Origin of the sequence: Halomonas sp. ANAO-440, from assembly GCF_019915905.1 — a bacterium.
Taxonomy (GTDB): Bacteria; Pseudomonadota; Gammaproteobacteria; order Pseudomonadales; family Halomonadaceae; genus Halomonas; species Halomonas chromatireducens.
This window is the reverse complement of sequence record NZ_JAHXBV010000037.1, coordinates 3,423-22,039: the sequence shown is the minus strand read 5'-3', so window position 1 is coordinate 22,039 and position 18,617 is coordinate 3,423. Positions and strand designations below refer to the sequence as shown.

The window sequence follows — 18,617 nt, the reverse complement described above, 5'->3', positions numbered from 1 at the left end:
TTCTGCACCTTCGTTTTCCTCCTCGCCCCGCCCCCCTTTTCCCCTGCTACGCTTTCACGCATGGTATGGAAACTGATCTCACCAGCCAGGGAGAGCTACGATGACCACCGTTTTCAAGTTTGGCGGCGCCTCGATCAAGGACGCCGACGCCATACGCCAATTGACACCGCTGATCGAGGCCCATGAAGACAGACCTCTGGTGGTGGTGATCTCGGCCATGGGCAAGACCACCAACAAGCTGGAAGCGCTGCTGGCCGCTGCCCGCGACGAGAGTCGAACTGACGAATATCGCCAATGCCTCGATTCCTTGAAAACCGAGCATAGCGAGGCGATGAAGGCACTTTTCGGCGACTCTGGCGAGTCTCCCGCCGAGCGGGTCTCGGCTCTGTTCCAGGAGCTAGATGCCCAGCACCGCAAGCACCGCAGCAGCCCCTACGCCAAACATTACGACCAGACCGTATGCTACGGCGAGCTCATCTCCACCACCATCGTTGCCGCCTGGCTCAACCGGTGCAGCATCGCCACCGACTGGCACGACGCCCGCAAGCTGGTGCGCACCGATAGCCGCTACCAAGCCGCCAACATCGACTGGCCAACCACCGCAGAGTCCATTCGCCAGCAGTTGGAGGACAGTGATAGCGTGCTCCTGACCCAAGGCTTCATCGGCGGTACCGAGGAGGGGGAGGCCACCACGCTGGGTCGCGAAGGCTCCGACTTCAGCGCAGCCATCTTCGCTCACTGCCTCGATGCGAAGGAAGTGGTGATCTGGAAGGACGTCACCGGGCTTTTCAACGCCGACCCGCGCCGCTTCGACAACGCCGTGCAGCTCGAGCGCATCTCCTATGCCGAAGCCACCGAGCTGGCCTGGCACGGCGCCAAGGTGATCCACCCCAAGACCCTGGGGCCTCTGCAGGAGAAGTCGATTCCGCTGATGGTGCGCTCCTTCGAGGTCCCGGATACCGCTCCCTCTGTGATCGATGCCGAACAGCGCTTCGATGCCGACGTGCCCTCCTGCATCCTGCGCCAGGACCAGGTATGGCTCGAAGTGAGGCCGCGCAACTTCTCGTTCATGGATGAGCCACGCCTGCACGACATACTCGGCCGGCTGGTGGAGGCCGGCATGCATGCCAACCTGGTCGACAGCAGCGCCATGCGCTTCGCCCTGTGTCTCGACGACAAGCCAGAGCGGCTCGACCCGCTGGTGGAGTCGCTGCAAGGCGACTATGACGTGAGCCGGGAGAACGATCTGACACTGCTCACCGTACGCCACCCCCAAGCAGGCATGATGGACGAGCTGAGCAAAGGCCGCGAGGCCCTTGCCGAGAGACGCAACGCCACCACCGCCCAGCGCCTCTTCCATAGCCGGGATTGCCCCGAGACTTGGCATATCCCGGACTGACACCAGGCCTGGTCAGTCGACTATCCAGCCATGTAAAGGCCGCGCCCCGATCAACTCGGAGGCGCGGCCTCGATCATCCAGCCTTCAATCAATCACTGAGGTCGATATCATCCTCATCGGTAGCGGCCCCAGTGGCTGCACCCGCGCCGGCCCCGATCGCCGCACCACGCACGGCACTGCCGCCCGTAGCGGCACCAGCGGCGCCGCCCACGGCAGCACCAATGCCGGCTCCGCTGGCGGCACGCTCACCGGTACCTGTGCCACAGCCGGCAAGCGCCAGCATCAGTGAAGCGACGAATACCATCGCCAGGCTACGTAATCCATAACGTTTCATGTCATACCTCCTGATCCATGGATGTACTTTCTCAGCGTAGTCGAGGTTAGCGATAAGGGGCAAAGACCAGGCAGATACTAGACCGGCATCCACCTGCCCTCGGCATGGGAACGCTCGATGGCATCAATCATCAGGTTAACCCTCAGCGCCTCACGGAAATCCGGGTAGAGAGGTTTGTCGCCCACGATCCCCTCCACCAGGTCGCGGATCTCGATGATCTTCTGGTCGTTGTAGCCCAGCCCATGGCCAGGAGCGGGGCTGAAGGCACCGTAGTCGGTGTGCTCGGGTCCCATTAACAGAGTGCTGAAGCCGCGCCGCGCCTTGGACCCCTCGTGCTTGTAGAGTTGCAGCTCGCTCATGCGCTCCTGGTCGAAGAGGATCGCACCCTTGGTGCCGGTAAGGGTGTAGGCCAGCCCCATCTTGCGCCCGGTTGCTACTCGGGAAGTCTCGATGTTGCCAATCAGGCCGCTGTCGAAACGCAGCAGCGCCTGAGCCTGGTCATCATTCTCCACCTCCCCCATACCGCCGCCATCGGGTAGGGGGCGCAGGGGAATCACCGTCTGCAGCTGGCCGAACACCTCGCTGACGCGCTGGCCGGTCAGGTACTCCGCCATGTTGAGGATATGCGAGCCCACGTCACCCAAGGCCCCAGCACCGGCGGTGGCCCGCTGGGCATGCCAGTCCAGCGGCTTGCCGGGATCAGTCATGTAGTCCTCGTTGTGGCGACCGCGGAAGTGGATGAGTTCGCCGATTTCGCCGCTGGCGACGATCTCCCTCGCCAGTTGGGATGCCGGATTGCGAATGTAGTTGAAACCCACCAGGGTCTTCACCCCGGCTCTTTCTGCCGCTTCGACCATCTCCTGGGCATCGGCGGCAGAGAGCGCCAGCGGTTTCTCGGTGTAGACGTGCTTTCCTGCGGCGATGGCGGCCAGCGCCATCTCCTTGTGCAGGAAGTTGGGTGCGCAGATATCGACGACATCGATATCGGGATCGTCCACCAGCACCCGCCAGTCACCGCTGGAGCGCGCGAAGCCTAGCTCGCGGGCCTTGCGCGCGGCCAACTCGTCATTCACCTCAGCCAGCAGCTCGCAGACTGGCTGGGCAGGAAGAGAGAAGACGACGGGGGCGGCCCGCAGGGCAATGGTATGAGCCTTGCCCATATAGCCGGTGCCGATCAAGCCGATCTTGATAGTCTGCATCCTGATGGTCCTCGTGCTGATCCAACTGCGCCGGGCCCAAGAGCCCGGCGCATGAGGAATAACGCATTGGATGACGTTAATGGGTCGGCATGGTGAAGTGATTGGTCTCTTCGCGAATACCGCTGGGCCAGCGCTGGGTGATGGTCTTCATGCGGGTGTTGAAGCGCACGCCGTCGGGACCGTGCATGTGCAGCGGGCCGAACAGCGAGCGCTTCCAGCCACCGAAGCTGTGGAAGGCCATGGGCACCGGGATCGGCACATTGACGCCGACCATGCCCACCTGGATCTGCTCGCAGAACTGGCGGGCGGCGTCGCCGTCGCGGGTGAAGATGGCGGTGCCGTTGCCGTACTCGTGACCGTTGATCATGGCCACCGCCTCATCGAAGCTCGCCGCCCGAGCGATGGCCAGTACCGGACCGAAGATCTCCTCGCGGTGGATGCGCATGCCCGGCTTCACGTGATCGAACAGGCTGCCACCAAGGAAATAACCGTCACCGGCATCTTCGATGCGCGCTTCACGACCGTCCACCACCAGCTCGGCGCCCTCATCCACACCGGTCTGGATATAACCGCGAACCTTTTCCAGGTGCTCGCGGGTGACCAGCGGGCCCATGTCGTTGTCCGGGCCATCTACCAGCCCGGGGCCGACGCGCAGCTTGGCCAGCTCAGCCACCAGCCTCTCGCGCAGTCGGCTCGTAGTCTCCTCACCCACCGGCACGGCCACAGAGATCGCCATGCAGCGCTCGCCGGCGGAGCCATAGGCGGCCCCCATCAGCGCGCCGACGGCCTGGTCCAGGTCGGCATCGGGCATGATCACCATGTGATTCTTGGCGCCGCCCAAGGCCTGAACCCGCTTGCCATGGGCGGACGCCGTGGCATAGATGTACTCGGCGATGGGCGTGGAGCCGACGAAGCTCACCGCCTGAACGCGCTCGTCGGTTAGCAGCACGTCCACCGACTCCTTGTCGCCGTTGACCACGTTGACGACGCCGCCCGGCAGGCCAGCCTCGGTGAGCAGCTCGGCCAGGCGCATGGTCGTGGAGGGATCCTTCTCGGAGGGCTTCATGACGAAGGTGTTGCCGCAGGCCAGGGCGATGGGGAACATCCACATCGGCACCATGGCCGGGAAGTTGAACGGCGAGATACCGGCGCAGACGCCCAGCGGCTGCATCATCGAGTAGCTGTCCACCCCGGTACCGACGTTCAGGGAGTGCTCACCCTTCTGCAGGTGCGGAATACCGCAGGCAAACTCGACCACCTCCAGGCCACGGGTCACCTCGCCCTTGGCGTCGGAGAACACCTTGCCATGCTCCTGCGAGATCAGCCGCGCCAGTTCGTCGGCGTGCTCCTCGACCAGCGCCTTGAACTTGAACAGGATGCGCGCGCGCTTGAGCGGGCTGACCTTCGCCCAGCCGGCAAACGCCTCGTGGGCGATACGCACCGCTTCACGGGTTTCGTCGGCCGAGGCCAGGGCCACATCAGCGCTCTGCTCGCCGGTGGCAGGGTTGTAAACGGGGGCGGTACGGCCACTGGCACCTGCCACCACCTGGCCGTTAAGGAAATGCTGAATCTGGTTCATGGAAATCTTCTCTCTGTAAGTCCGTCGTTCGGTATACGAAGTGTCAGTCGGCGACCTGGAACCCGGCCTGCTCGACCAGGGCGTGCAGGTTGCGATAGCCGAGGCGAGCGTAGGTGAGGGGATGCGCCACTTCGGGGTCCTGCTCGGCCTCCACCACCAACCAACCCGAGTAGCCGCTCTCGCGCAGGTGGGTCAGCGTGGGCAGGAAGTCGACATCACCATCGCCGGGTACGGTGAAGAGACCGTCGAGCACCCCATCCAGGAAGCTCTTGTCGCGATTGCGGACCTCATCGAGCACACCGAAACGCACATCCTTGCAGTGCACATGATTGACCCGCGAGGCGTAGCACCGGGCCACCGCCAGGGGGGCGCCTCCGGCACCGCGCAGGTGGCCAAAGTCGAGCAGCAGGCCAACGGAGTCGCGGGTGTTGTCGAGCATGCGCTCCACATCGGCCTGACTCTCCACCACGGTGCCCAGGTGGTGGTGGTAGGCCAGCTGTACACCCTGCTCCTTGAGGTAGTCCCCCACCACGTTTAGCCCCTCGGTCAGGCGCTTCCAGTCGGCATCGCTGAGGTGAGGGCGACGGGACAGCGGCACGGCCTGGTTGCCGTGGATGCAGCGACTCACCTCGCAGAACACCATGACCTTGGCGCCACACTGCTTGAGCAGCTTGAGGTGGTCCTGGAGCGCCTCGATCTCCTCCTCCGGGCTGCGCTCAAGGAGGCGAGCGGAGTACCAGCCGGAGACCAGCGCCAGCTCGTAGCGACCCAGCACGTCCGAGAGCGCATCCGGTGTGCGCGGGAACTTGTTGCCGAGTTCGAAGCCGGAAAACCCCGCCTCACGGCCCTCTTCCAGGCAGACCTCCAGCGGAGTGTCGGCCCCCAGGCTCGGCAGGTCATCGTTGGTCCAGGTCAGGGGATTGATCCCTAGGCGTACGGTAGACATGAGAAACTCCTGATCAAGTGAGCCTGTTGGCCCACTTCTGGCTGTTCTAATTTCAGTGATGCTGGCGGCGCTTGGCCTCGCGGTAGCCGCGGTAAGCCTCGTTGACCTGCTCACGCTGAGAGACCTCGGGCACCGCGACGTCCCACCAGGCGCCGCCTTCGGCGGTGCTGGGCAGCGGGTCGGTGTCCAGGGCGATGACATAGGTGGTCGAGGCCTGGCGGGCTCTTACCAGCGCCTGCTCCAGCGCCTGGATGCCGCACACGCTCTCCGCCTGACAGCCCAGGCTCCGGGCGTGAGCCGCGAAATCCATCTTCGGGGCGCCTTCCGCCACCGTACGGCAGTCCTCGAGAAGGTTGTTGAAACCAGTCCCGCCGGTGGCCTGCTGCAGGCGGTTGATGCAGCCGTAGCCGCGGTTGTCGAGCACCACCACGACCAGCTTGTGACCCAGCATCACCGAGGTGGCGAGCTCCGAGTTGTGCATCAGATAGGAGCCGTCGCCCACCATCACGAACACCTCACGCTCGGGATGGGCCATCTTGACCCCCAGGCCGCCAGCGATCTCGTAGCCCATGCACGAGAAACCGTACTCCACGTGGTAGCTGCCCGGACCGGAGGCCTGCCACAGCTTGTGCAGCTCACCCGGCAGGCCGCCGGCGGCGCAGACCACGGTGCCGTCCTCCCCGGCCTGGCGATTGACCGCACCAATCACCTGGGCGTCGGTGGGCAGCTCGCGCCCCTCATCGGCGGTGACGCGAGCCACCACCTCGACCCAGTCACGCTTGAGACTGCCGACCTGCTCCCGCCAGGCGTCGGCGGCACGCCACTCGGACAGGCCGGTGTCGAGTGCCGCGAGGCCAACGAGGGCGTCACCGATCAGCGGCAGGGCATGATGTTTCTGACTGTCGAAGCGCCCCACGTTGAGCGCCACCAGGGTGAGATCGTCATGCTCGAAGAGCGCCCGGGAGCCGGAGGTGAAATCCTGCAGGCGGGTTCCCACCGCAAGAATCACATCCGCCTGCTCGGCCAGGCGGTTGGCGGCGGCACTGCCGGTGACGCCGATGGCGCCCACCGCGCAAGGATGGGCGTCGGGCAGGCATCCCTTGCCAGCCTGAGTTTCGGCTACCGGCACGCCATGAACCTGGGCGAACTCGCCAAGACGCTCACAGGCGCCGGCATAGTGCACACCGCCGCCGGCAATGATGAGCGGACGCTCGGCGCGGGCCAAAGCGGCGATGGCCTCTTCCAGTTCCCGCGAGTCCGGTTGGGGGCGGCGGATGCGGTGCACCCTCGGCGTGAAGAACGCCTCAGGATAGTCGTAAGCGAAGGTCTGGACGTCCTGGGGTAGCGCCAGGGTCGCGGGGCCGCAGTGCTCCGGGTCGAGCAGGGTGGCAATGGCCTGGGGCAGGCTGGTCAGCAGCTGCTCCGGGCGGGTGATGCGATCGAAGAAGCGCGACACCGGACGGAAGCAGTCATTGACCGTGATGGTCGGGTCGCCAAAGTTCTCCAGCTGCTGCAGCACCGGGTCGGGCTCCCGGGTGGCGAAGGTATCGCCAGGCAGCAGCAGGATCGGTAAGCGGTTGGCGTGGGCCAGAGCCGCGGCGGTGACCATGTTGGCAGCTCCCGGGCCGATGGAGCTGGTGGCCGCCATCATCCGACGCCGGCCGTTGGCCTTGGCGAAAGCGATGGCGGCGTGGGCCATGGTCTGCTCATTGTGAGCGCGCAGGGTCGGCAACGCGTCCTGGGCATGGTAGAGCGCCTCGCCCAGGCCGGCCACGTTGCCGTGACCGAAGATGGCGAACACTCCCTCGAAGAGCGGGAACTCACGCCCTTCGTGTTCGATGCGCTGGGCCGTCAGATACTTGATCAAAGCCTGGGCCATGGTAAGACGAATGGTGCGCATATCAGGCCTCCTCCGGCTGGTGGGCGGTGCGGCGCAGGCACCGCCACTCCTGAATCAGTTCGGCATAGTTTTCGGCGACGCGGCTCACCAGGGTGGCATCATCGATGCGCCCTCCTAACCACTCGCGACTCGCTGCGGCGAACAGGGTGCGACCCACGGTGAATCCCTTGCAGCGCGGCTGCCGGGCGGCGGAGCCGAAGCCCTGCTTCATCTCTTCCATGGGGGCGTCGAGGCCCAGCAGCACCACGCCGCGACAGTGGGGGTCCTGGGTGTCGATGATCCGTCCCACTGCCTGCCAGGCAGCATCCGACATGGCCGGCAGCTTCCACCAGTCAGGGCGAATGCCAAGGTTGTAGAGCCGCTGCAAACTGCGCGGCAACGTGGTGTCGTCCTGGGGCATGTTGAACGGCGGAATCACTTCCACCAGCAGCTCAAGGTGGTTGTCGCAAGCCGAGCGATAGAGCTGGCGCAGACGCGCCTCCTGCTCCAGGCGCAGCTCCAGGGCATCGTCCGGATGGTAGAACACCAGGCATTTGATGATGTGCTCGGCCGGCCAGTGGCGTAGCTCGCTGCCCAGGTCGTCACCGTGCTGGAAGCGCAGCGGGCGTGAGCTCGGCAGCTCCACCGGGCGGCCGATCCACCAGCCGCGACCGCTGGCGTCGTTGAGGGCATCCTGGCCAAGCACGTCGTCCACCAGAATAGCCGGCGTGGACAGGCCACTAGAACGCGCGCCCTGCTCGGCTGCCCGGACCAGCAGCTGCTTGAGCAGCGGCAGGCGCTCGGTATCGGCATGCTCCTCCCGAGCCATGTCGGTGAGCTGACGCCGGTGATCGAAGGCCAGACCACACACCTCGGGCCAGCTGACCGGCGTGCGGGTCGTCACCCGATGCAGATGGTTGAGACGCTCGTCTTTATCGGGGCGGGGCACCTCGTCACGACGGGCCAGGTAGTCGAACAGTTCTTCCTCGGTGGGCATGGCCGGTGCACAGCCGTGACGGGAGACCACCAGCGCCCCGCAGGCATTGGCATAGCTTGAGCTGGTCGCCCAATCCTCGCCCCTCAACCAGCCCCGCAGCAGACCGCTCATAAAAGCGTCGCCGGCGCCCAACACGTTGAGCACCTCGACCTTGACCCCTCGGACGAGGATGCCATCCTCGATCCGCTCGGGGAGCTCGCCCTCGAAGACCACGCAGCCCAGTGCGCCGAGCTTGCACACCAGGGTGGCATCGCTGACCCGGCGTACCGCGCGCAGCGCGTCCAGGGTATCGGTGCTACCGCCGGCGATATGAAATTCCTCCTCGGTGCCAACGATCAGATCGAAGTCGCCGAGCCAGGACTGCAGGTCGGTGGTAACCGTCTCATCGGCGATGAAGCGGGTCTCACCGTCGCCTGGGCTGGTCAGCCCCCAGAGCACCGGCCGGTAGTCGATGTCCAACACTCGCTTGACGCCATGCGACGCCGCCGCATCCAGCGCCTTGCGACAGGCTTGCCGAGTCGTCTCAGTGGAGAGATGGGTACCGGTGATGGCCAGCGCCCGGGCTCGGCCGATAAAGGCCGGATCGATAGCATCTGCATCGATCGCCATGTCGGCGCAGTCCCGCCGGTAGAAAAGCAGCGGAAAGGTGTCGCGATCCTTGAGCGCCAGCAGTACCAGGCCGGTGTGTCGCTCCGGGTCGGTCTGCAGGGCGGAGGTGTCGACCCCGGCTCGCTGGAGCTCCTCTCGCACGAAATGGCCCATCTGCTCGTTGCCGACCCGCGAGAGCATTGCTGTCTTGAGCCCCAGGCGCGCCGTACCGTAGGCCATGTTGCCGGAGCTTCCCCCCAGGTACTTGGCGAAACTCGTGACGTCCTCCAGACGGCTACCGACCTGCTCTGCATAAAGATCGACGGCGACGCGGCCTAGGCAGATCAGGTCCAGAGGGCGATTGTCAGTATTAACATCTTGCATAGCATTTCTCCGCGTCGCTTGTCGTAAGGCACCCATCGATCCGGCGAGCGCTACGACGCTGTTCTATTCGAAGTGGCTAAAGGGTGAAGGCATCTCGAAAGCGGGACAGGGCCAGCTCGTCGCCGCCAGAGGCCCAGGCCTCCAGCCCGACCGTGCCGCGATAGCCGATCTCATCGAGGGCCCTGGCGATGGCTGGATAGTGGATTTCGCCACTGCCGGGCTCGCAGCGGCCAGGGACATCCGCCACCTGAATCTCGCCGATATAGGGCGCGCAGCGTCGTACCAACTCGACCAGATTCCCCTCGCCGATCTGAGCGTGGTAGAGATCCAACATGATGCGCACCTCTGGGCGATCGACAGCCGCCACCAGTGCCAGAACATCCTCGGCTCTCGCAAAGGGCACACCAGGGTGGTCGACGGCAGTATTGAGATTCTCCAGCACGAAGGTGACCCCATGCTGCTGGCCGAGATCGGCCAGGCGGTTCAGGGTGTCCGCCGCCTGGATCCACATAGGGCCGGTCATCTCGACACACGGCTTGACCGGCAACCCTTGGCCGTCGAGGCCGGTGCCATGCAAATTGAGCCGGGGGATGCCCAGCGTCTTGGCCACCTCGATCGATTCCCTCGCCGTCTCGACCAGCCGGTCGGCACCCTGGCGATCAGCGAGGGTGCCGTCGATATAGCCGGTCATGGAGGAAAAGGTCGCACCGGTGTCTGCCAGGGCCTGAATGTCATGCTTCGTCCAGTCCCATATCTCCACCTGGAAGCCCAAGGCATCGATCCGCCTGACCCGCTCGATAACCGGCAGGTCACGAAATACCATCTCGGCACAGACCGCCAGGGTGAAGGGGGAAGATCCTGATCGTTGATTCATTGCCAGAACTCCGTGAAAGGGTTTCGTCATCCGCCTGCGCACACCGGATTCGGCATTTCCCGCCCGGTGGTATGAAGCGCCAAGTTTGCTTACATCATGTGCCAGAGGCGCTCGATGTCTCCTGCTGGGACGCGGCACTTTCACGGCTCGCCTTCCTCTCCGTGTCGCAGCGCTGGAACTCGGCCAGCTCGGCGTCGAGACTCTCCAGCTCGGCGCCACCGGCCATCATGTTCAGCACCTCCTCGCGCGTGATGTCTGCCTTGCGGAAGGTGCCGAGGCTGCCGCCGCGCGACAATAGAGTGAAGGCATCGGCCACCGGGTAGGCATGATGGACGTTGTGGGTAATGAAGATCACCGCCAGGCCGTCGGCCTTCGCCTTGGCGATATAGCGCAGTACTACCGAAGCCTGCTTGACCCCCAGCGCCGAGGTGGGCTCATCCAGAATCAGCACCTTGGCACCGAAATAGACCGCACGAGCAATGGCTACGCATTGGCGCTCACCGCCGGAGAGTGTGCCCACCGGCTGACTGGGGTCTCGCACATCGATGCCGATCTTGGCCATCTCCTCCTTGGCCACCCGATCGGCGTACTTCCAGTCGATGCGCTTCAAGGGTCCCCACCCGACGGTAGGTTCGCGCCCCATGAAGAAGTTACGGGTAATCGACATCAGCGGGATCATCGCCAGATCCTGAAAGACGGTGGCGATACCGGCGTCCAGCGCATAAGCCGGGGACTTGAAGTGGACGGGCTTGCCATCCAGGTACATCTCGCCGTGGGACGGACTATGGACACCCGACAAGGTCTTGATCAGGGTGGACTTGCCGGCGCCGTTGTCACCCAGCAGGCACATGACCTCGCCGGAGCACACTTCCATCGAGATGTCGCTAAGGGCGATGACGCTGCCGAAATGCTTGCTGACGTTGCGCATCTCGATCATAGGAGTACGTTCGCTCATATCACTTGGCCTCCATCGCCTTCTTGCGCATGAAATTGTTGAAGAGCACGGCGACCAGCAGCATTACGCCAAGGAAGACCTGGAACCAGTCGGTGTTGACGCCGGTATAGAAAATACCCATCTGCACCATGCCGAAAATAAGAGCGCCGAGCGCTGCCCCGATTGCGGAGCCATAGCCCCCTGTGAGCAGCGCACCCCCGATAACCACCGCAATGATCGCCTCCAGCTCCTTGAGCAGGCCGCGGATGGTGTCCGCCGAGCCGGTATCCATCACCTGGATGCAAGCAAAGATGGTCGCGGAGAAGGCGGTGAAGATGAACAGTGAAATCTTGACCCGGTGAACTGGGACGCCGGAGTTGCGTGCGGCATTCTTGTCGCCACCGCTGGCGAAGATCCAGTTGCCATAGGGGGTGCAAAGCAGGACCCAGGTCGCCACGGCAGTGAGGCCGAGCCACCAGACAATGGAGACCGGGATACCGGTAACCACCGGGTTGCCGGCGAAGTTGGTGGCGATCCAGCCCTGTGTCGCCATCCAAGTGAAGAGCCCCGTGCCCACCTCACCTGCAAAGAGGGTAGCTAACCAGTCTCCCGGGATATGTTCGCTCACCCCTCCCACCTGGGTACGGCCGGTCAGCAGGCGGCTGACGCCGATGGCAAGACCTCGCAGGATAAACAGGAAGCCCAGAGTGACGATAAAGGAAGGCAGACCTGTCTTGTTGACCAGGTAACCATTGAGACACCCCACCAGGGCCGCACAAGAGAAGGCCAGCATGATGGCCGCCCACAGCGGCCAGCCATACTCCACCGCCGGGATGGCAATCAGGATGCCGGCCAGGCCGATCATGGAACCGATGGAGAGGTCGAACTCACCGCCGATCATCAGCAGGGCCGCAGCGGTCGCAATGATTCCCAACTGAGCGGCCACCTGAAGGACGTTGATGATACCCGCCGGCGTAAACATGCCGGTGCCACTGGCGGCGACGATAAAAAAGGAAAGCACCAGGACAGCGCCGGCCAACGCCCCTAGCTCCGGCCGGCTCAGTGCCTTTTTCCATACTGGAATCGCCTGCACGCGCTCATCCTGGGGTTCCGGCGCAGCGGCTTGGGGGGGTTCTGGATTGGACTTCATGATACGACTCCCGGGCCCGGCGATGCCGGGCCAGCGTTTTATAGGCAGAAGATTAGCGAATGCCTTGATTGCTCAACTCGATGACCTGAGCGGCATTTTCCTGGGTCACGAACCCAGGACCCGTCGCCACATCCCCTGCCGGGAGCAGTCCATGACGAGCGTACTGATCGAGGAACATCACCGGCAGATAGCCCTGCAGGTACTGCTGCTGGTCGATGGCGAAGTCAATTTCACCTGCCTCGACGGCCTGCAGAATGCTCGGGGAGAGATCGAAGGTGCCAATAGTGAACATGTCGAGAGCGCCCTCATCGCGAATGGCACGCACCATAGGATCGGCAGCCAGCGCGCCCAGGGCCAGGACGCCTCGAACATCGCTGTTCTGGTTCAGGTAGGCAACAAGGGCACTACGAATGCCCGTGGGGTCATATGTCGTTGCCAGCTGATCGGCGTTGCCGTCGAAGCCATCGACGAAGCCATCGCAGCGTTGATCGAGCCCCTGATTGCCCTGCTCATGGTTAATGCAGACCCCCTTTTCGACGCCCAGCTCCTGCATACGCTCCGCGGCGAGCCTGCCCGCCTCGTACTCGCTTTGGCCGACATGCAGGCGGGAGCCGTAGTTACCGGAAACATCCCCACCGGAGTTGATGGTGATCACCGGAATGCCGTTGTCGGTCGCGCGTTGCACAACGCTCCCTAGAGCATCCTCGTCGGTGAAGGAAAGGATCAGACCATCGGGGCTGGAGGCAATGGCAGCATCGACCAGCTGCTGCATCCGCGCCATGTCAAAGGTGGAGGGAGCGCGATACTCCAGGCGCGCCCCTACCAGCTCGGCGGCCTCATCGGCGCCGTTCTTGACCACTGACCAGAAGGGATCAGAGGGAATGCCATGGGTCACCATGATGAAACGATTTGGCTCTTGGGCCTGGGCCGATCCGGCCATCATGGCTACAGCGGCAGTGGAGGCGAGAAGCCATTGAGAAAGACGTGCCATGGGTGGAATCCTCGTGATTGTCATTATGTGGCTGTCGTTGCGTGATGGTTAGTCAAGCGGGCCATCGCAATGAAATATAGATTCCATTCTGGAATAAATCAAACTATACATTCTATATTTTAGTGTAGCTGGAATATTTATTCCAAAGCACCTAGACTGCCCACAAGCATTCGATCTAGATTCAACGCCCGAGATGGCAACGGCGAGGTAGAACGGCAGATGAACACGACACCCCAGGACTTCAACGAGCTGGAAGCGCGCATCACGGCGGAGTACCCGTCACTGAGCCGGCGCCTGCAGCAGACCGCCCGTTTCCTGCTCGACCACCCTCAAGAAGTCGCCTTTGCCACTGTGGCCAAGCTAGCCGAACAGGCCGGCGTTACCCCCTCCACCCTGATCCGCTTTGCCAACAATTTTGGCTTCACGGGTTTCTCGGAGATGCAGCAGCTATTCCGCACGCGGCTGGTCGACGAGCTACCCAACTACACCGAACGAATCCGGGCCGTGCGCAGCGCCACCGGCGAGACCCCCGACAGTACCCAGCTGCTATGGGAGTTCGCCGATGCTAACCGCGAAGCACTCGAACAGCTGCCGGGACGCATCGATCCGCGACACCTGGAGCAGGCACTGGATATTTTCGAGCAGGCCCAGGCAATTCATGTGATGGGGGCCCGTCGCAGCTTCGTCGTGGCCAGCTACATGACCTATGCACTGCACCACATCGACAAGCGCAGTTTCCTGGTCAACGGCCTGGGAGGAATGTATGGCGAGCAGGTCAAGGCTATCGGCTCGCGGGACGCCCTGATGGTCGTGAGCTTCTCGCCCTATGCACAGGAGTCCCGCGACGTCGCGGACGGAGCACGAGAACGCGGCATTCCCGTCGTAGTGATCACCGACTCCAACCTTAGCCCACTGGCCCGCCTTGCCGACGTGGTGCTGGTCGTACACGAAGCCGAGGTCAAAAGCTTTCGCGGCCTCACCGCATCACTCTGCCTGGCCCAGACCCTCGCCATCTCACTGGGAGTACGTCAGGACAAGGCTCGGGATCGGCCTCCCTCAGGAGACAGCGCCGGGCAGGCCTGATATCGCCCTTTCCACAACCTGCTTCAACTAAATGCAACTCACTAGGAGTCACCATGAAAATCGCTCTGATCGGCGCCGGCCGCATCGGTAAGGTGCATGCCCAGGCCATCGCCAGCCATCCCAAGGCGACCCTGGCCGCCGTCACCGACTATCACGCCCCAGCCGCCGAGGCGCTGGCCACCCAGCATGGCGCTCAAGCCCTGAGTGCCGAGGCCATCTTCGCGAATGACGACATCGACGCTGTGCTGATCGCCTCCAGCACACCGACCCACGCCGATTACCTGGAACAGGCGGCTCGCGCCGGCAAGGCGATCCTCTGCGAGAAGCCGATTGCCCTCGATCTGGCGCGTACCCGTGACGCCCTCCAGGTTCTCGAAGCCAATCCGGTTACCTGCGCGCTGGGCTTCAACCGCCGCCATGATCCTCAGTTCGCCGCCCTCAAGCAGGCGCTGGACGACGGCCGCATCGGTAAGCTCGAGACGCTTTCCATCATCAGCCGGGATCCGGCCCCGCCCCCCGCCGAGTACGTCGCCGCTTCTGGTGGCATTTTCAGGGACATGACGATCCACGATTTCGACATGGCCCGCTGGCTGCTCGACGAGCCCATCACCCACGTCCACGCCGAGGGCAGTTGCCTGATCGACCCGGCCATCGGCGAGGCCGGTGATGTAGACACCGTCATGGTCACTCTGACGACGGCCAGCGGCCGACTCTGCCATATCAACAATTCGCGTCGCGCCTGCTACGGATATGACCAGCGCATAGAAGCCTTCGGCAGCGCCGGCATGCTGCAGGCCCAGAACGAGAGCGAGACCCGCCTGCGCTTCACTGGCGAGCCCGGCCAAGTAGAAGAAAAGCCGCTTTGGTTCTTCCTGGAGCGCTACGCCGAGGCCTATAGCCGTGAGATTGGCGACTTCGTCGATGCCTGGCAGGAGAAGCGCGCCCCCCTGGCCAGTGCCAGTGACGGTCTCGAGGCCCTGCGCCTCGCCGAGGCGGCCGAGCGATCGCTGAAGGAAGGCCGCCGCATCGCCCTGGACGATATTCACTGACACTAGAATTCACTGAACTGGACAGGAGCGACCCATGACCTCACTACTGGTACGTCCAAAACAGCCCGACGAGCAGGGCAAAGTCCTGGAAGTCACCCCGGAATCCGCCGGCTGGGAGCATGTGGGTTTTCGCGTTCACAAGCTGGATAAAGGCCAGCGCCTCGAGGCCAATACCGAGGGCCGAGAACACTGCCTGGTGCTGCTCTCCGGGCGCGCTACCGTGACCAGCGGTGAGCATTGCTGGGAGGAGATCGGTGAGCGGATGGACATCTTCGAGAAGATCCCCCCCTACTCGGTCTACCTCCCCGATGGCGCAAGCTACAGCGTTGAGGCCACCACCGACCTGGAGCTGGCGATATGCAGTGCTCCGGGGTTCGGCAACCACCCGCCGCGGCTGATCACTCCCAAGCAGGTCAAGTGCAGCACTCGAGGCAGCGGCACCAACACTCGGCATATCCAGGACATCCTCCCGGAGACCGAGCCGGCGGATAGCCTGCTGGTGGTGGAGGTCTACACCCCGGCGGGCAACTGGTCCAGCTACCCGCCGCACAAGCACGATGTGGACAACCTTCCCGAAGAGTCGATCCTAGAGGAGACCTACTATCACCGCATCAACCCCACCCAGGGCTTCGCCTTCCAGCGGGTCTACACAGATGACCACTCCCTGGACGAGACCATAGCGGTGGAGAACGGCTGTTGCGTGATGGTACCCCGTGGCTACCACCCGGTGGGTGCCGCCCACGGCTACGACCTCTACTACCTCAACGTGATGGCCGGCCCCAAGCGGGCATGGAAGTTCCAGAACGACCCGGCCCACGAGTGGATCGTCAAGCAGTGAGCGGGTGACCCGCGGAGCAGCGGCAGCAAGGGTGGGGCCCGGACGCACGAACGCCGGGGTGACTCATCGCCCCGGCGCTGGATCTTGCTCGTCTGCGATCACCGCGTCAGGCGGCGTCCCGCTTGGCGTCACTCGCTGCCTGCATGGCCAGGGCCGTGTCGAGCATGCGGTTGGAGAAGCCCCATTCGTTGTCGTACCAGGCCATCACCTTCACCAGGCGTCCGTTCACCCGGGTGTGGTTGGCGTCGAAGGTCGAGGAGTTGGGGTCGTGGTTGAAATCGATGGAGACCAGCGGCTGGGCGTTGACCGCCAGCACCGGCGAGGCCTCCGCCGCCTTGACGAGGATGGCGTTGATCTCCTCCTTGGTGGTGTCACGACTGGCGGTGAACACCAGATCCACCAGCGACACATTGATCACCGGCACGCGCACTGCCAGGCCGTCGAACTTGCCGGCAAGCTCCGGCAACACCAGACCTACGGCGGCGGCGGCGCCGGTCTTGGTGGGAATCATCGAGTGGGTGGCGCTGCGGGCCCGGTAGGGGTCGCTGTGGTAGACGTCGGAGAGATTCTGGTCGTTGGTGTAGGCATGCACCGTGGTCATCAGGCCATTCTCGATGCCCACCGACTCGTTGAGCGCCTGGGCGATCGGCGCCAGGCAGTTGGTGGTGCAGGAGGCGTTGGAGACCACCTTGTGCTCGGGCTTCAGCACGCCCTCGTTGACGCCGAAGACGATGGTGGCATCGGCATCCGGGCTCGGCGCCGAAATCAGCACTCGCCCGGCACCGGCGGACAGGTGCTTAGCTGCAGCCTCACGCTTGGTGAACAGGCCGGTGCATTCCATGACCAGATCGACATCCAGGTCTTTCCAGGGCAAGGCGGATGGATCGCGCTCCGACAGGATGGCGATGCGATCGCCATCCACGGTCAACGTCTCGTCATCGTGCGTCACGGAAAACGGAAAATGGCCATGTACGGTGTCGTGGCGCAGCAGGTGGGCATTGAGCGCCGGGGCGCCCAGATCATTGATGGCAACCACCTGGACGCGATTGCGATAGCCGTTTTCGTAGAGCGCGCGCAGGACATTTCGACCGATGCGACCGAATCCGTTAATGGCAACCTTGAGTGTCATGGCATCTTCCTCCCGGGAGTGGGTAGCAATTATTTTAATGTGGTGCAATTGCCGTTGAGTCTCAAGTTTTTTTGGTAATATTACAACACTTTTGAGGGCGCCACGCTGACACCTTGCTTCGCCGCACCGCAAAATACGCATAGAACGCTGCTGCAGCGGCCTCCATCCCGCGCCAACAGGGGTTTGGGAAGCAGGAAAATATTGTAGTAATATTACGCACGCACAGCTAAGGTGGTGACATCCTGTTAACTACCGGCGTCGCCACAAGGAGGACTCTCCATGCCCCACTGCCAACCTCGCTCTCCCCTTCGTCGCACCAAGATCGTCGCCACCCTGGGTCCGGCCAGCGACCGCGACGGCGTGCTGGAAGCGATGATCGAGGCCGGCGTCGACGTGGTGCGCCTCAACTTCTCCCACGGTTCGCCCGGCGACCACCGGCGCCGCCTCGAGCGGGTGCGCGAGATCGCCGCCCGCCTGGGCCGGGCCGTGGCCGCCCTGGGCGACCTGCAGGGCCCCAAGATCCGCATCGCCCGCTTCAAGGATGGGCCGGTGACGCTCGAGGAGGGGCAGTCCTTTCTGCTCGACATGGCGCTGGATGCCGATGCCGGTGACGTGACCCGGGTCGGCTGCGACTACAAGACCCTGGCCGATGACGTCTCCCCCGGCGACCGCCTGCTGCTCGACGACGGCCGGCTGGTGCTGCATGTGAACCGGGTGGCCGACCACCTGATCCACACCAGCGTGGTGGTGGGCGGCAAGCTCTCCAACAACAAGGGCATCAACAAGGAGGGGGGCGGGCTCTCGGCCCCGGCGCTCACCGACAAGGACCGCGCCGACCTCAAGACCGCCATCGACATCGGCGTCGACTACCTGGCGGTCTCGTTCCCGCGCAGCGCCGCCGACATGCAGGAAGCGCGGGCGCTGTTGGGCGAGACGGGGAAAGAGATCGGCCTGGTGGCCAAGCTCGAACGCGCCGAGGCGGTGGCCGACGCGGCGACGCTCGACGGCATCATCGAGGCCAGTGAGGCGGTGATGGTAGCCCGCGGCGACCTGGGGGTGGAGATCGGTGATGCCGAGCTGATCGGCATGCAGAAGCGCATCATCAAGCGCGCCCGCACCCTGAACCGGGCGGTGATCACGGCAACGCAGATGATGGAGTCGATGATCACCTCGCCGCTGCCCACCCGGGCCGAGGTGTTCGACGTGGCCAACGCGGTGCTCGACGGCACCGATGCGGTGATGCTCTCCGCCGAGACCGCCGCCG

General features: G+C 63.9%; 16 protein-coding genes. 5 read left to right on the top strand and 11 right to left on the bottom strand.

All coding sequences use genetic code 11. The features are described from left to right. Positions 1–100: 100 nt before the first annotated feature. Entirely contained in the window at positions 101–1,399 is a 1,299-nt protein-coding gene (locus KZO25_RS17830; protein ID WP_223137985.1) for an aspartate kinase, read from the top strand. Positions 1,400–1,487: 88 nt separating this feature from the next. On the opposite strand, the gene KZO25_RS17825 is transcribed toward KZO25_RS17830, so the two are convergent. From KZO25_RS17825 to KZO25_RS17780, 10 genes are all read right to left on the bottom strand, one after another. Beyond that, on the bottom strand, positions 1,488–1,733 hold the full coding sequence (locus tag KZO25_RS17825; RefSeq protein WP_223137984.1) for a hypothetical protein: 246 nt from the start codon (positions 1,731–1,733) through the stop codon (positions 1,488–1,490). Positions 1,734–1,810: 77 nt separating this feature from the next. After that, complete coding sequence (locus KZO25_RS17820; protein ID WP_223137983.1) at positions 1,811–2,932, bottom strand: Gfo/Idh/MocA family protein; 1,122 nt, start codon at positions 2,930–2,932, stop codon at positions 1,811–1,813. A 76-nt stretch (positions 2,933–3,008) separates the two neighbouring features. Next, a complete protein-coding gene (locus tag KZO25_RS17815) occupies positions 3,009–4,511 on the bottom strand; it encodes a CoA-acylating methylmalonate-semialdehyde dehydrogenase (RefSeq protein WP_223137982.1) in 1,503 nt (500 codons plus the stop codon). A 43-nt stretch (positions 4,512–4,554) separates the two neighbouring features. After that, positions 4,555–5,457 (bottom strand): myo-inosose-2 dehydratase, encoded by a 903-nt coding sequence (gene iolE / locus KZO25_RS17810; RefSeq protein ID WP_223137981.1) that lies wholly within the window; start codon positions 5,455–5,457, stop codon positions 4,555–4,557. Between the two features lie 52 nt (positions 5,458–5,509). Next, positions 5,510–7,357, bottom strand: a complete 1,848-nt coding sequence (gene iolD, locus KZO25_RS17805) for a 3D-(3,5/4)-trihydroxycyclohexane-1,2-dione acylhydrolase (decyclizing) (RefSeq protein ID WP_223137980.1) — start codon at positions 7,355–7,357, stop codon at positions 5,510–5,512. 1 nt (position 7,358) lies between these two features. Then, on the bottom strand, positions 7,359–9,305 hold the full coding sequence (locus KZO25_RS17800; protein WP_223137979.1) for a bifunctional 5-dehydro-2-deoxygluconokinase/5-dehydro-2-deoxyphosphogluconate aldolase: 1,947 nt from the start codon (positions 9,303–9,305) through the stop codon (positions 7,359–7,361). Between the two features lie 76 nt (positions 9,306–9,381). Further along, positions 9,382–10,179, bottom strand: a complete 798-nt coding sequence (locus KZO25_RS17795; RefSeq protein ID WP_223137978.1) for a TIM barrel protein — start codon at positions 10,177–10,179, stop codon at positions 9,382–9,384. 94 nt (positions 10,180–10,273) lie between these two features. Further along, entirely contained in the window at positions 10,274–11,134 is an 861-nt protein-coding gene (locus KZO25_RS17790; RefSeq protein ID WP_223137977.1) for an ATP-binding cassette domain-containing protein, read from the bottom strand. A gap of 1 nt (position 11,135) precedes the next feature. Then, positions 11,136–12,263, bottom strand: coding sequence for an ABC transporter permease (locus tag KZO25_RS17785; RefSeq protein ID WP_223137976.1), 1,128 nt, complete (start codon positions 12,261–12,263; stop codon positions 11,136–11,138). A 52-nt stretch (positions 12,264–12,315) separates the two neighbouring features. Beyond that, positions 12,316–13,254, bottom strand: a complete 939-nt coding sequence (locus KZO25_RS17780) for a sugar ABC transporter substrate-binding protein (RefSeq protein WP_223137975.1) — start codon at positions 13,252–13,254, stop codon at positions 12,316–12,318. A gap of 219 nt (positions 13,255–13,473) precedes the next feature. On the opposite strand from KZO25_RS17780, the gene KZO25_RS17775 reads away from it, so the two are divergent. Genes KZO25_RS17775 through iolB form a run of 3 tightly spaced genes read left to right on the top strand, consistent with a single transcriptional unit; the run spans position 13,474 to position 16,224 of the window. Beyond that, entirely contained in the window at positions 13,474–14,337 is an 864-nt protein-coding gene (locus KZO25_RS17775; protein ID WP_223137974.1) for a MurR/RpiR family transcriptional regulator, read from the top strand. A gap of 53 nt (positions 14,338–14,390) precedes the next feature. Beyond that, complete coding sequence (gene iolG, locus KZO25_RS17770) at positions 14,391–15,386, top strand: inositol 2-dehydrogenase (protein WP_223137973.1); 996 nt, start codon at positions 14,391–14,393, stop codon at positions 15,384–15,386. Between the two features lie 34 nt (positions 15,387–15,420). Beyond that, positions 15,421–16,224 (top strand): 5-deoxy-glucuronate isomerase, encoded by an 804-nt coding sequence (iolB, locus tag KZO25_RS17765; protein WP_223137972.1) that lies wholly within the window; start codon positions 15,421–15,423, stop codon positions 16,222–16,224. 106 nt (positions 16,225–16,330) lie between these two features. Here the strand turns inward: iolB and gap are convergent, their stop codons facing one another. Beyond that, positions 16,331–17,353: a type I glyceraldehyde-3-phosphate dehydrogenase gene (gap, locus tag KZO25_RS17760; protein WP_066451897.1), complete on the bottom strand. Its 1,023-nt coding sequence runs from the start codon at positions 17,351–17,353 to the stop codon at positions 16,331–16,333. Positions 17,354–17,632: 279 nt separating this feature from the next. Between gap and pyk the strand changes: the two genes are divergently transcribed. Next, the coding region (gene pyk / locus KZO25_RS17755) for a pyruvate kinase (RefSeq protein ID WP_223137971.1) at positions 17,633–18,617 on the top strand (985 nt) is incomplete at its 3' end.